Origin of the sequence: Pseudidiomarina tainanensis (assembly GCF_900115255.1) — a bacterium.
Classification (GTDB): Bacteria; Pseudomonadota; Gammaproteobacteria; order Enterobacterales; family Alteromonadaceae; genus Pseudidiomarina; species Pseudidiomarina tainanensis.
In genome coordinates this window covers 26175-39945 of the sequence record NZ_FOYU01000003.1, presented here as the reverse complement: position 1 = coordinate 39945, position 13771 = coordinate 26175, and the positions used below count along the sequence as shown (strand labels likewise).

Below are 13771 nucleotides of genomic sequence, written 5' to 3'. Positions count from 1 at the left end.
AATAAAAGAGGCAGCTGACGCTGCCTTTTTTATTGTTTGTTCTAAACAATTGAGGCTAATGCACTGCGGCTCGAGCCGCTTTACCTAAGCGAGTACAATTGCGTCCGTCATGCTTTGCCTGATAAAGCCCGTTATCGGCACGCTGAACAATCGAAATGATGGTGTCTTCATCGAGACAATCGGTACAACCAATACTGACGGTTAAGTGAAGCTTTTGTTCGGTGAAACGATGCTCAGCTACCGCAATACGGATTTTTTCCGCTAATTCAACAGCACCTTCTTCATCGGTATTTGGCGCAATAACTAAAAACTCTTCACCACCCCAGCGCCCGAGGATATCGCTGGCTCTGATCTGAGCAGATAAAACTTGGCTGAGCTCTTTAAGTACTTGATCGCCAACAAGGTGTCCATAGTTGTCGTTAAGTGTTTTGAAATGATCGGTATCAAGAATCAGTACAGCAAGCTCATGCTGATAACGATGCGCACGCTCTAGCTCTTGTTCGAGCACATCATCTAAGTGCGAGCGGTTTTTCAATTGTGTCAGCGTGTCGGTTCTTGCGAGCACTTCAAGCTCACGATTGCGCTTTGCTAGAAAATTAAAAGCTTCTTCGCGTGACTTTTCATAATGGCGCGAGATGGTGAGCACTGCGACTAACGCCAGCGCAATATTAAACACGGCTGGTAGATTAATTGCGTAACTTGGCCACTGTGGAGAAAACCAGATGATAAACGCCACTAAAGCGGCAAGGAAGCCTCCGCTGACATAAAGCCCTAAACGTAAACCAAGTAAGAAAAACGCAAGCAAGGGCACCATGCTAAACCAAATAAATGAATAGTTGCGGCCGTGCGCTAAAACGAAATACATTCCGAGAAAGATGACAATAATGCCAATTAGCAGACGAGCGCTGCGCTCAATATTCAGGTGCTTGCGAAGATCAATTTGTAACGCCAAGATACCGCCGAAAAGTATTGCATCGGCGGCGGCCATCAGCAGATAGTCAAACAGAAAAATATTCAGAAAAAAGAATATGCCGGTATAAAGTTGCAGAATAAATTGAATATTCTGCATTAACTTCACTCGCCAGTAGCGCAGGTCTTCTGGCTGAAAAGGGTGGGGGATAACCCACCACCCTTTGTTAAATAGTCGCTTAAGACCTGCCATGAATACCCCTACTTCAGTTTTTCAGCATGTGGCAGTTCATGTGCTGGCGCTTCTTTATTACCTTCAACCAAGAAGTGCTGCATCCAACGCATTAAACGCATAGCATAGTCCAGTTGCGCCGCAACACGGCGGTTACCGTGACCTTCGCCGGGGTATAGGACTAAGCGTACCGGAACATTTCCGTGAGTTTTCAAGTAACGATAAAGCTCCATCGACTGGCTTGGATGTACACGGGTGTCTTCTTTACCGTGCATAATCAAGATAGGCGTACGTGCTTTTTCAGCGTGATAAATCGGGCTGCGCTCTAAGTACCACTGCCATTTTTCCCATGGGTAACTGCGCGCGTGAACGGCATGCATTTCTTTGGCGATATCGGTCGTACCAAACTTAGAAATGTTATCGCTGATACCAACGAACATGACGCTTGCGGCAAAGTGCTCGGTAAGTGCCGTGGCACCCCATGCCGACGCAAAACCACCATAAGAACCGCCGGTGATACCCACTTTCTTCGCATCAACTAAGCCCATTTTGACTAAGTGATCTTTACCGTCAACTAAGTCGTCAAACTCTTTGCCAGCATAATCATTTTGACCAAGCTTCGAGAATTCAACACCGCGTCCGGTACTGCCTCGATAGTTCGGGAAAAATAACGCATAGCCTTGCTGGGCGGCATATTTTACTGGGCTACCGTAACGATCCAGCCAACCATTACTGTAGTGCGCTTCCGGGCCACCATGCACAACCATGATCAGTGGATAGCGCTGACCTTCTTGATAATCGGTTGGGTACACAACAATACCTTCAAGATCTAAGCCGTCACGCGCCTTGTAACTTACTGTTTCTTGGCGCGGCATGGTGATGTCGGCTAACCAAGGGTTGGAGTCGGTGAGGCGTTCAATACGTTGACCACTAATGCGGAACAATTCAGTTGGGTGTGCGGCGCTATGCGCTCGAACAAGAACATCTTCGTGACCCGGCGTAACCTCAATATCAACCGCAACAAGCTTGCTGGGTTCCATTAAAATACGTGTCTCGAGCCATTGCATGGTCAGCGCTTGCACTTCACTTTGCGTGCCGCGGTGGCCTAACCAAACCAATTCGTCGTTTCGACGCCAAGCGATGTCTTGCACATGCCCTTGATAATCCGGCAGGACCTCTTTGCGTTCATTCTGCTTGCTGGTGTCGTATACGTATAAACGGCCATCAGCTGGATCATTATAATCAGCCGCACCAATCACCGCTAAGTAGCGACCGTCAGGCGAAAATTCTGCTTTGCCGAGTTTCCCAACCGACTCAAATGCACTGACTTGCTTACCTGAAAAATCAAGTAGCTGATATTGGCTACTCATATAATTGTCATCAACTAGGGCAGTTGGTGCGACACGAACTAACAATTGTTCATGACCCGGACGAAACGCAACAGACAGGACTTGCTGTGAGTTTGTCAGCTGTACTGGCTTGGCATTTTCGGTTTGCGTGTCATAAAGCCACAAATGCGTGAACTCATGCTCTTCTTCATAAACTTCAGCTTTGAAACCTTTTTTTGCGAGCTTGGCTTTCGTGTCATCAGCTTTGCTGCGGGCGCGAAAGGCAATGTAGCGTCCATCAGCGCTGATCGCGTAGCTACTGATGGCGGCATCATGACTAAGTGCAAGCTGCGCTTCGCCACCTGTGGTTGCCATTTTATAAAGGCTCGTATGCTTCACATCATCGCGTTTTGCTAAGAAGTAAATTGTTTGCCCATTGAAGCTCACTGCGCCGAGACTTTCTTTACCGGTAATAAAGGGCACGCTCACAGAGTTACCGCGCACGGTATAAAGTTCAATGTAAGAACTGCCGTCGTCATCAACGTATGGTTGGCGTGGTACCACTCGAGTGAAGGCCGCTAATTGTCCATCAGCGGCAAGAGCCGCACTATTTATTGATTTAACGGTAATGGTTTCTTCTAACGTAATATCTCGTGCATAGGTAGAAAATGACATTACCGCAGCGACTAATACAAGACTAATGCTGCGCAGCATGATGTACTCCTCGTTGCTTTGTTGTTCACTGATTATTCATAATTATTTAGCAATCTTACCAGCAAAATTATTGACTTCCCACGAAATAACGCCAATCTGTTAACAACATTTTAAGGTTTTGGAAAGTACATGGTTGACCAATTACTTATCGGCGCAATTATTATTGGTGCCCTGGTTCTGTTTGTCTGGGACCGCTGGCGCTATGACCTGGTGGCAATGTTTGCCCTATTAGTGGCGGCCGCCCTAGGGTTGGTGCCAACCAATGAAGTGTTTGCAGGGTTCGGTAATGCGGCTGTTATCACCGTGGCTGCAGTATTGGTCATTAGTCATGCAATGTGGCGATCGGGCGTGGTCGATGCATTAGCTTCTTTAATGAAGCGAGTGGGTGATACAGCCTGGATTCAAATGCTTGCGCTCACCAGCATTACCGCATTTTGCTCTGCGTTCATCAGTAATACCGGTACCATGGCCATCATGATTCCAGTTGCGCTGCAGTTATCGCGAAGCGGGTTAGGTCATGCTTCAAAGGTATTGATGCCAATGGCATTCGGTTCATTGTTGGGCGGTACGGTGACCATGATTGGTACGCCATCCAACATTATTGTGGCGGATATTCGCCGTGAATCGATTGGTGCAAGCTTCGGTATATTTGATTTTACTGCTGTTGGCGTTTCACTCACAGTTATCGGTTTAGGTTTCATGTGGCTGACTAGCAAATGGTTAGTACCGAAGACAAATAGCCGTGATAGTGCTAATTCGCCTTACGATATGAGCTCATACATGACAGAACTGTGGGTACCTCAGAGTGCAAGCTATGTTGGTCAAACGCTGTACGAGCTGGAAAGCCGCATAAAAGAAAACTTTGCGGTCGTGGCTATCAAACAAGATAAAACGGTGATGACTGCGCCGCCGCGCTATTACCGTATTAAAGCCGAAGACGTGCTGATTGTAGAAGCTGATACCGATACATTGCAGCAGATTATCGACGCGACGGGCTTTGAATTAAATGCAGAAGAAGAACTTGCGGATCGATTTTTGATTTCCGATGAAGTACAGGTCGTTGAGGGCGTTGTGGGTCCGGATTCACGCCTGGTGGGGCGTTCTGCCGCTGATTTACGCCTGCGTCATCGGTTTGGCGTGAACGTGTTAGCCGTTGCGCGTCAAGGGCAGCCGGTTAAGCCAAATCTGGCAAATATACGCTTCAAACCAGGCGATGTTTTATTGTTGCAAGGCGACGCTGAAATTCTCACCGATGTGTTTCGTCGTTTTGGTTGTTTCCCGTTGGCACAGCGCAGTATGCGTATTGGTGCCGGTAAAAAACTATTCACACCACTGGCGATATTCGCTACCGCAATTATGCTCAGTGCGCTGGGAGTTCTCTCCGTGCCAGTTGCGTTCACTGCCGCTGCTGGCGCAATGGTACTTGCGAATATCATTCCGCTGCGCGAGTTGTATGAAAACGTCGATTGGCCGATCGTGGTGTTGCTCGGGGCGACCATTCCGTTAGGTGGTGCGCTTGAACGCAGCGGTGCGGCGCATACGTTGGCAGATTGGGCACTTATGGTGAGTAGTGATGCTCCGGCAGCCGTGGCGCTGACAATTTTATTGGTGGTCACGCTCGCGTTATCTAACATCATCAATAATGCGGCTGCGGCGGTATTAATGGCGCCCATCGCCTTAAATATGGCAACCGGCCTCGACGTTTCCGTTGACCCGTTTTTGATGGTAGTTGCGATTGGTGCGGCGTTACCATTTATTACGCCAATTGGTCATCAATCAAATATTTTGGTGATGGGGCCGGGGGGGTATGCGTTTGGTGATTACTGGAAACTCGGTTTACCGTTAACCATTGTGTTGTGCGTTGCTACAGTGCCGCTGATTCTCTGGTTTTGGCCACTTGCCGCGTAGCCTCAGCACCGCGCGCAACCACGCGCAATTGCGCAATCGTTTGCTCGGTTAAGCGCTGGCGCTCTTTGGCGTCAGCATCAAGTGCATCGGCTCCAGCACTGAATACAATGCGAACAATCGCATCCGCTTGCAACTCGGCTAATTCACGGTCGAATTGTTGCTCATCAACTAAATAATCGACTAATTCGGCCGTGAAGTGTTCAACTTCGCGGGTTACTGCCAAGCGGAAATCACGTGAATTGCCGGATTTTTCCTGCAATAACAGACGAAAAATAGCGGTGTTGTTGATCACAAACTCCATAAACGTCGTCACCGACGCGCGGATAATCGAGCCACCTTTAGCAATTTGTTGGCGTGATTGACGTAATAATTGCCGCAGTGTCAGGCCGCCTTCGTCAACCAAGGTCAGCCCAAGCTCTTCCATGTTTTGAAAGTGACGGTAAAACGAAGTCGGTGCAATACCTGCCTCGCGCGCAACTTCCCGTAAACTCAAACTCGCATATCCGTGTTCAGCGCTGAGCTGATTCATCGCCGCTTGAATAAGGGCTCGACGGGTTTTTTCTTTTTGGGCTGCGCGAACACCGGCCATAGCATGGAACTCTCGTTAATTTTAGTCGTCGAACAGATTATGTCAGTGAACGCGTGTTCACGCAATTCAACGTTTTTCGACCGAATTTACTTGCACTGAATATAAAGCATAGGTAAATTGAGCGAACACGTGTTCACTGAATGCGCGAGTTTTTCTTTTTAGTAATTAAGTTGGTTCATATATGTCGTCACATCCTGGTTCAGCAACTGCTGAAAAACCTCCCATCATTTGGCTTAACTTCAGTGTTTTTGCCATTACTTTTTTAGTCGCCGCAATTGGTGTGCCATGGTATGGCTTAACGCACGGTTTTTCGGCTGGGCTGATTGCTGGATTGATCGGTACCATCGTGTTCGCTGGTATTTCGATCACGGCTGGCTATCACCGGTTATGGGCGCATCGCACATACGATGCGCACTGGTCATTGCGAATCCTTTTCGCTTTAGGTGGTGCTTTAGCGGTGCAAAACAGTGCTTTGCACTGGTCGTCTGATCATCGTGAACACCACAAACATGTGGACGATAACGACAAAGACCCTTATTCAGCGAAGCGCGGTTTTTGGTACTCGCACATCGGTTGGATGCTGCGTGAATATCAAGCATCGCGTTATAGCAACTACGACAACGTCAAAGATCTGCAGAAAGATCCGATTGTGATGTGGCAGCATCGCCACTACCTGTTGCTGACCATTTTGACTTCAGTTGGCTGGCCGATCGCTTTGGGCTTGATGCTCGGTGATGTGTGGGGTGCAGTCATTTTAGTCGGCTTCGCGCGTTTGGTGATTAACCATCACACCACGTTCTTTATCAACTCACTGGCACATATTTGGGGTAAGCAAACTTACACCGATCGCAATACGGCGCGTGATAATGGTGTATTAGCCTTATTAACCTTTGGTGAGGGCTATCACAATTACCATCATATTTTCTCTGCGGATTACCGCAACGGGATTCGTTGGTGGCATTTTGATCCAACGAAATGGTTGATTCGTGCGTGCTCATGGGTTGGATTAACCTCGAACCTAAAGCGGACAAATGGCTATCAGGTTGAGAAAGCGCGACTCGAGATGCAGTTTAAGAAAGCCAAAGAAAAAGCTCAGATTTCTTGTGAAACGACAATGGCAAAACTACACGATGAATTTGATCTCATGGTCGTAAAACTGCGTGATTACTACCAAGTGCGCAAGCAATTACTTGATACAAAAGCGAAAGCAATGGTTGATGGGATGCATGTACCAACGCTTGCGGAATTGCAGGCTAAAGCTGAAATCATGCGCGTGGCATTCCAAACGCACAAACAAGAATTTCAAGAGTTACTGCAGCGCACGATGCGAGCGCCGCAAACCGTTTAAAAGTATAACGGAAATAAAAAACCGACCTCAGTGAAGTGACCCCCAGTAATTGGAATGTCCAACTTTATGGGGTCACTTCACTGAGGTCGGTTTTTTTTCGAGCTAGAAGCCGCTATTTTTTCGCTTTTGCAAAGGCCTCGGCAAATGCAGAACCCATCGCTGAATTGGCACTAGACTGCGCAGCCGGTTGTGGTCGTGATTGACCGCCAGCATTGCGCGGCTTGTGCGTTGGCGATTTAGTTGAACTCGCTTTCGCTTGGTTTGGCGCTGCAGGTGTTGGCTCATCGCTAAGGCGCATAGTGAGGCTAATGCGTTTGCGTGGCACGTCGACTTCCAACACTTTTACTTTGACAATATCGCCGGCTTTGACGATTTCACGCGGATCACTGACAAATTTATCTGATAGCGCCGACACATGCACTAAGCCATCTTGGTGCACGCCGATATCGACAAAAGCGCCAAAAGCGGCAACGTTACTAACCACACCTTCAAGCGTCATGCCCGGTTTCAGATCTTTGATATCATCCACGCCTTCTTTAAAGCTCGCGGTTTTAAACTCTGGGCGAGGGTCACGACCGGGTTTATCGAGCTCGCGCAAAATATCTTGCACGGTTGGTAAGCCAAATTTGTCGTCGATATAATCCTTTGCATTGAGCTGCTTCAAAAAGCTGCTTTCACCGATAATATCGCTGACTTGTTTTTGGTTTTGCGCGGCAATACGTTCAACGACGGGATACGCTTCAGGATGCACAGCCGAGCTATCGAGCGGTTGTTCACCGTTCATGATGCGTAAGAAGCCTGCCGCCTGTTCAAACGATTTCGGCCCCATACGGGCAACTTTGAGCAATTGCTGGCGGGTTGCAAAGCGTCCGTTGCTATCGCGATGAGCAACAATATTTTGTGCTAAGGTTTTGGTCAAACCTGCAACGCGAGCGAGTAATGCAACGGATGCTGTATTTAAATCGACGCCGACTGCGTTGACACAATCCTCGACAACGGCATCAAGACTTTGCGCAAGCTGAGCTTGGCTGACGTCGTGTTGATATTGGCCAACACCTATTGATTTCGGCTCAATTTTCACGAGTTCGGCAAGAGGGTCTTGTAAACGTCGAGCTATTGAAACTGCCCCACGCAATGACACATCAAGTTCAGGGAATTCTTGTGCGGCAAGTTCTGAAGCCGAGTAAACCGATGCACCAGCTTCGTTCACAATCACTTTATTGGCTTTAATTTCTGGATTGGCTTTGAGCATTTCGCCAACTAATTTGTCGGTTTCGCGAGAGTAGGTGCCGTTGCCAATCGAAATAAGTTCAACTTTATGCTGCTTACACATGCCGGCTAGCGTGCGCATCGCTTTATCCACTTGGTTTTGTGGTTGGAACGGGAATACCGTATTGGTACCAAGTACCTTGCCGGTGCTATCCACGACAGCAACTTTAATCCCCGTGCGTACACCGGGATCAAGCCCCATAGTGACTTTGTCACCGGCAGGCGCGGCCATGAGTAAATCTTTGAGGTTATTGGCAAAAATTTGAATGGCATCGGTCTCGGCGCGCTCACGAACCGAACCAAATAATTCGGTTTCCATGTGCAATAGAATTTTAATGCGCCAGGTCCACTGGACTGTTTGTTGTAGCCAAGCATCGGCGGCACGGCCTTTATCTTGCCAATCGATATGCGCTGCAATCAGTTGCTCGCCGTAGCTACGAGCCTTCGGGTCGTCTTGTTGCGGATCGGGGTTTAACTTCAGTTGCAAGATGCCTTCATTACGACCACGGAATAGGGCTAACGCGCGATGCGAAGGTATCTTCTTCAGTGCTTCACTAAATTCAAAATAATCACGATACTTAGCGCCCTCAGACTCTTTACCCGGCGCTACTGTGCTCGTGATTTCAGCGTTATTCCATAAATAATCACGCACCTTTTTCAATAAGGCTGCGTCTTCGGCAAAACGCTCCATAAGAATAAAACGCGCACCTTCGAGTACGGCTTTTTCGTCGGCAAAGCCAGCTTCGCTATTGAAATATTTCTGCGCTTCAACGTCAGGTGTTAATTGTGGGTCACTAAACAGCGCATCAGCAAGTGGTTCAAGCCCAGCCTCAATGGCAATTTGCCCTTTGGTACGGCGCTTCGGCTTATACGGCAGATATAGGTCTTCAAGTTCGGTTTTCGAATTGGTTTCTTGTATGGCCTGTGCAAGTTCCGCCGTGAGCTTACCTTGCTCTTTTATGCTGCTCAGAATCACCGCTCGGCGTTCTTCAAGTTCGCGCAAGTAGGTCAGGCGTTGTGCTAGATTACGCAACTGCGTGTCATCTAGACCGCCCGTTGCTTCTTTTCGGTAACGCGCAATAAAAGGTACCGTGGCACCGTCATCTAATAGCGCGATAGCAGCTTGCACTTGCTGCGAACCGACCGCTAACTCGTTCGCGATTTGCTGAGTAATCGAGCTCATAACTTCTCTCATGATGTCGTGTATTAATTTAAGAATCGGGCAAGTATATCAGGCTGCTTCTTGCTTGTGTGTGATTCGATGTAGAGAAAGCGTAAATGCACCACTTTTCACACTAGGAACGCGTCAAAATGTAATCGATTTTGGTTACAATCCATGCTTTTGGACCGTTTGGGGTGATGACAGTGAACTCGTCATCGAGTTGCTTACCAAGCGCTGCCCGGGCCATAGGTGCATCAATCGAAATCACATCGTTGCGCTGATAAATCTCATCGGGCCCGGCGATAATGAAAGTGCGTTGCTGGCCATCGTCGTCTTCAACAGTGACGGTTGCGCCGAAGAAGACTTTACCTTCTTGCTGCGGTGAATAATCAACAATTTTGAGCTGTTCTAAGCGCTTGCGCAAAAATCGAATACGCTTGTCGATTTGCCGTAATTTCTGCTTATTGTACTTGTAGTCTGCGTTTTCACTGCGGTCGCCAAGGCTGGCTGCCCACGCGACCTTTTCGGTCGTTTCGCGACGCTCAACGCGCCATAAATGATCAAGTTCTTGTTGCAACTGCAGATAGCCAGAACGGCTAATTAAATTTGTCTTCATGTTGTGGCAATAAGCTCTTAAAAATAGGGTTGAATCAAAAGCTGGAGTTTACGACGAAGCGCAGTGAAATCAAATAGTCGCCTCATGGCACTGAAACCTTTCGTTACAAGCCTTTGTTGGCAAAAGAATTTGCTTCGCATATAGTTCACATAGTAACAGGAATAGTTGCCTACAAGAGCAAAACCTTATGAGCCAAGAAACGTTTAAAATTATTGTCGTGGATGACGACGCGCGTTTGCGTAGCCTGTTAGAGCGGTATTTAACCGAGCAGGGCTTTCATGTGCGAGCCGCGGGTAGTAGTGACCAGATGGATCGTTTATTAGAGCGCGAAAACTTCCATCTGATGGTGCTCGATTTAATGCTACCAGGTGAAGATGGATTATCAATTTGCCGACGTTTACGCCAACAAAATAACGAGATTCCCATTGTGATGCTCACGGCGAAAGGCGATGAGGTGGATCGTATTATCGGGCTTGAGCTTGGCGCCGATGATTATCTAGCCAAACCATTCAATCCACGTGAGCTGTTAGCGCGTGTGCGAGCGGTATTGCGTCGACGCGGGAAAGAAATTCCCGGCGCACCAAGTGCTGAAGATGAAGAAATTCGCTTTGGTGAATTTCGTTTAAACTTAGGCACCCGCGAAATGTTTCGTGGAAATGAGCCTATGCCATTAACCAGCGGCGAGTTCGCGGTATTGAAAGCATTAGTGACGCATCCACGCCAACCTATGTCGCGTGATAAATTAATGAATCAGGCACGCGGCCGTGACTACAGTGCGCTTGAGCGTAGTATTGACGTACAAGTGTCACGCTTGCGCCGTATGCTCGAAGCTGACCCGGCAAGCCCACGTTACATACAAACCGTTTGGGGGTTAGGCTACGTGTTTGTACCGGATGGTAAAGATTCCGGTAAACCGGCCTAGTATGAAGTTTTTCCCGCGCTCTGCATTTGCTCGTACGGTGGCGTTAATCGCCGCCTTGCTTCTCGTCAACCAAGTAGTCTCGTACATCATGATTGGGTTGTACGTGGTCAAGCCGAGTATGCAGCAAATTAGCAGTGTGGTTGCCCGACAAGTGCAAGGAATCATGGCGCTTGATGACTGGTTTAACGAAACCGACATATCGCCCGAGCAACAACAACTATTGGCGTTGAAATATACCGAAGCTACCGGAATTGAAGGGATTAGCGAAGACAAGGCCGTGGATTATGGCCTAGCGCAAACCACCACGTACAACTTTTTATCGGCCCAATTATCCGATTTACTCCAAGCCAACACCGAAGTACGAATCTCGCAAGGCGATGCCTATCGAGTCTGGATCCGCACCGAAGGTCTGCCGGGCTACTGGTTAGTAATTCAACTAGATAGCTTTGATGAAGCCCGCTTCTCGCCGATGTTATTCTATTTGGTCCTCATTGGCGCTTTGAGTGTGTTCGGCGGCATGGTGTTTACCAACTGGCAAAATCGCCCTCTAAAAGCGCTTGAAGCGGCCGCGAAGAAAATTGGTCAGGGCGATTACCCAGATGATTTGCCGGAGCGAGGTTCGAGCGAAATTATTGCGGTAACTCAAGCGTTTAATCAAATGACTCAAGGCGTGAAGCAACTCGAACAAGATCGTGCATTGTTGATGGCCGGGGTGTCGCACGACTTACGCACGCCGCTAACGCGTATTCGTTTAGCCACAGAGATGATGCCGCCAAGTGAAGATTACTTAGCTGAGGGTATTATCAACGATATCGACGATATGAATGCGATTATCGATCAGTTCATTGATTACGTTCGCAGTGATACTTCCGCTGATAACGACCAACAAAACTTAAATTATATCGTTGAAGACGTGGTTGCCCACGTGCCAGATTCTTGGCATAGCAAAATTGAGGTGATTTACAATGAGATGCCAGAGGTGCTCGTACGTGAAGTCTCAATTAAACGCGTCTTGCTCAATCTACTCGAAAACGCGGAGCGCTACGGTCACGAGAAAGTGCTTATCGAGACCGGCTATGACCAACAACGTCATATGGCATGGATAAAAGTGTGTGATGACGGACCGGGAATTCCAGCGAATCAAATTGAATATCTGCTACAGCCATTTACCCAAGCCGATAAGGCTCGTTCCACCAAAGGTTCAGGCCTCGGGCTTGCGATAGTGAAGCGGCTGGTAGAACGTCATCACGGTCGTGTGCTGTTTGGTAGCAGTCAACGGCTCGGCGGACTTTGTGTGCGGGTAGAGATACCCGCACAAACGCCAACTGCGAATTAACCGCGTACGCGGTTTAAGCCATTCAGTGCGGCGACGCGATAAGCTTCCGCCATCGTCGGATAATTAAAGGTTGTGTTGACGAAATACTCAATGGTATTGCCGGCACCTTTTTGTTCCATAATGGCTTGGCCGATGTGAATGATTTCAGCCGCCCGTTCACCGAAGCAATGAATACCCAGTACTTCATTGGTCTCGCGATGAAAAAGAATCTTCAAACTTCCCACCGCCATATTGGAAATTTGCGCCCGCGCTAGGTGTTTAAATTGTGCGCGACCCACTTCATAAGGCACTTTCTGCGCAGTGAGCTCTTCTTCGGTTTTCCCGACCGAGCTAATTTCAGGAATGGTATAAATGCCGGTTGGAATATCACTGATTAAACGTTGATCGCATTCACCGTCAATCATCGCCGTGGCACAAATGCGGCCTTGATCATAGGCTGCGCTCGCTAACGAGGGATAACCAATGATATCGCCGACGGCATAAATATTATCGACCGTCGTTTGATAGTGATTATTCACTTCAAGTTGACCGCGGTAATTCGGCTTTAAATTAACCTTTGCAACGTTGAGCGATTCAATATTGCCCGACCGACCATTTGCAAACAACAAGCAATCCGCGTCTATTCGCTTACCTGACTTGGTATAGAGCGTGACGCCGTCAGCGTGGCCTTCTATACGTTCATACTCTTCGTTATGCCGAATCACGACGCCGCTGTTGCGCAAGTGATAACTCAACGCATCTGAAATTTCGGCATCAAGGAAGCTTAACAGCCGCTCACGCGTGTTGATTAAATCAACTTTGACGCCCAAGCCACGAAAGATACTCGCGTATTCAGAACCAATGACGCCCGCACCGTAAATAATAATGCTACGCGGCTCATGTTCTAAATCGAGTACGGTATCGGAGTCATAAATTCGGGCATGCGAAAAGTCCACATCAGGCGGATGATATGGACGGGAACCGGTTGCAATAACAACTTGTTTGGTCGTAATAAATTCTATAGTGCCATCAGTTTGCGTGATTTTTAACCGGTTTTCATTTTCAAAAGCAGCGGTACCGTGAATCACCGTGACTCCATTGCGCTCGTAAAAGCTACTGCGCAATCGCACTTGTTTGCGGATAACCCCTTGCGCATGTTTCAGAATCTCAGCAAAGGTTAACCCACGTTGAATGCGCTCTGCGGCAAACAATGGATTCGCATTGTATTCAATGAGTCGACTGACAGAATGGCGCAAGGCTTTTGAGGGAATCGTGCCCCAGTGGGTACAGCCACCACCGATTGAGCTGTGCTTTTCAACCATTGCAACTTTACGGCCATTTTTCGCGAGTTGCATGGCGGCACCTTCGCCACCTGGGCCACTGCCTATCACTACCGCGTCAAATTGCAGATCTGCCTGACTCATCAAATGCTCCTTCTGGTTGTACCGCTTGCTTCTTT

At 48.2% G+C, this 13771-nt stretch carries 10 protein-coding genes; 4 read left to right on the top strand and 6 right to left on the bottom strand.

The genetic code is table 11. From position 1 onward, the window contains the following. Positions 1–55: 55 nt before the first annotated feature. A complete protein-coding gene (locus tag BM292_RS08735) occupies positions 56–1162 on the bottom strand; it encodes a GGDEF domain-containing protein (RefSeq protein ID WP_092857680.1) in 1107 nt (368 codons plus the stop codon). Positions 1163–1170: 8 nt separating this feature from the next. Beyond that, entirely contained in the window at positions 1171–3183 is a 2013-nt protein-coding gene (locus tag BM292_RS08730) for a S9 family peptidase (protein WP_092857678.1), read from the bottom strand. Positions 3184–3312: 129 nt separating this feature from the next. On the opposite strand from BM292_RS08730, the gene BM292_RS08725 reads away from it, so the two are divergent. Next, entirely contained in the window at positions 3313–5091 is a 1779-nt protein-coding gene (locus BM292_RS08725) for an SLC13 family permease (RefSeq protein WP_092857676.1), read from the top strand. Here BM292_RS08725 and fabR read toward each other — a convergent pair. Beyond that, positions 5048–5680 carry an HTH-type transcriptional repressor FabR gene (fabR, locus tag BM292_RS08720; RefSeq protein ID WP_092857674.1) on the bottom strand — a complete coding sequence of 211 codons (633 nt, stop codon included), beginning with the start codon at positions 5678–5680 and terminating at the stop codon, positions 5048–5050. The two genes, BM292_RS08725 and fabR, sit on opposite strands and share 44 nt — an antisense overlap. A gap of 181 nt (positions 5681–5861) precedes the next feature. Here fabR and BM292_RS08715 point away from each other — a divergent pair, with 181 nt between their 5' ends. Beyond that, on the top strand, positions 5862–7028 hold the full coding sequence (locus BM292_RS08715) for an acyl-CoA desaturase (protein WP_092857672.1): 1167 nt from the start codon (positions 5862–5864) through the stop codon (positions 7026–7028). Between the two features lie 112 nt (positions 7029–7140). Here BM292_RS08715 and BM292_RS08710 read toward each other — a convergent pair whose 3' ends face one another. Then, positions 7141–9480 carry a Tex family protein gene (locus tag BM292_RS08710; protein ID WP_092857670.1) on the bottom strand — a complete coding sequence of 780 codons (2340 nt, stop codon included), beginning with the start codon at positions 9478–9480 and terminating at the stop codon, positions 7141–7143. Between the two features lie 112 nt (positions 9481–9592). Beyond that, entirely contained in the window at positions 9593–10075 is a 483-nt protein-coding gene (greB, locus tag BM292_RS08705) for a transcription elongation factor GreB (RefSeq protein ID WP_092857668.1), read from the bottom strand. Between the two features lie 187 nt (positions 10076–10262). Here greB and ompR point away from each other — a divergent pair, with 187 nt between their 5' ends. Then, positions 10263–10997, top strand: a complete 735-nt coding sequence (gene ompR, locus BM292_RS08700) for an osmolarity response regulator transcription factor OmpR (protein WP_092857665.1) — start codon at positions 10263–10265, stop codon at positions 10995–10997. Position 10998: 1 nt separating this feature from the next. Then, the gene (gene envZ, locus BM292_RS08695; RefSeq protein ID WP_092857663.1) at positions 10999–12333 is read left to right on the top strand and encodes a two-component system sensor histidine kinase EnvZ; all 1335 of its coding nucleotides are present in this window, start codon (positions 10999–11001) and stop codon (positions 12331–12333) included. On the opposite strand, the gene sthA is transcribed toward envZ, so the two are convergent. Further along, the gene (gene sthA, locus BM292_RS08690) at positions 12330–13736 is read right to left on the bottom strand and encodes a Si-specific NAD(P)(+) transhydrogenase (protein WP_092857661.1); all 1407 of its coding nucleotides are present in this window, start codon (positions 13734–13736) and stop codon (positions 12330–12332) included. The genes envZ and sthA overlap by 4 nt on opposite strands. Positions 13737–13771 lie beyond the last annotated feature (35 nt).

Bases quoted from the DNA above. Each gene is read 5' to 3' on its own strand.
- BM292_RS08735 (WP_092857680.1), bottom strand. From the start codon at position 1,162: ATGGCAGGTCTTAAGCGACTATTTAACAAAGGGTGGTGGGTTATCCCC.
- BM292_RS08730 (WP_092857678.1), bottom strand. From the start codon at position 3,183: ATGCTGCGCAGCATTAGTCTTGTATTAGTCGCTGCGGTAATGTCATTT.
- BM292_RS08725 (WP_092857676.1), top strand. From the start codon at position 3,313: ATGGTTGACCAATTACTTATCGGCGCAATTATTATTGGTGCCCTGGTT.
- fabR (WP_092857674.1), bottom strand. From the start codon at position 5,680: ATGGCCGGTGTTCGCGCAGCCCAAAAAGAAAAAACCCGTCGAGCCCTT.
- BM292_RS08715 (WP_092857672.1), top strand. From the start codon at position 5,862: ATGTCGTCACATCCTGGTTCAGCAACTGCTGAAAAACCTCCCATCATT.
- BM292_RS08710 (WP_092857670.1), bottom strand. From the start codon at position 9,480: ATGAGCTCGATTACTCAGCAAATCGCGAACGAGTTAGCGGTCGGTTCG.
- greB (WP_092857668.1), bottom strand. From the start codon at position 10,075: ATGAAGACAAATTTAATTAGCCGTTCTGGCTATCTGCAGTTGCAACAA.
- ompR (WP_092857665.1), top strand. From the start codon at position 10,263: ATGAGCCAAGAAACGTTTAAAATTATTGTCGTGGATGACGACGCGCGT.
- envZ (WP_092857663.1), top strand. From the start codon at position 10,999: ATGAAGTTTTTCCCGCGCTCTGCATTTGCTCGTACGGTGGCGTTAATC.
- sthA (WP_092857661.1), bottom strand. From the start codon at position 13,736: ATGAGTCAGGCAGATCTGCAATTTGACGCGGTAGTGATAGGCAGTGGC.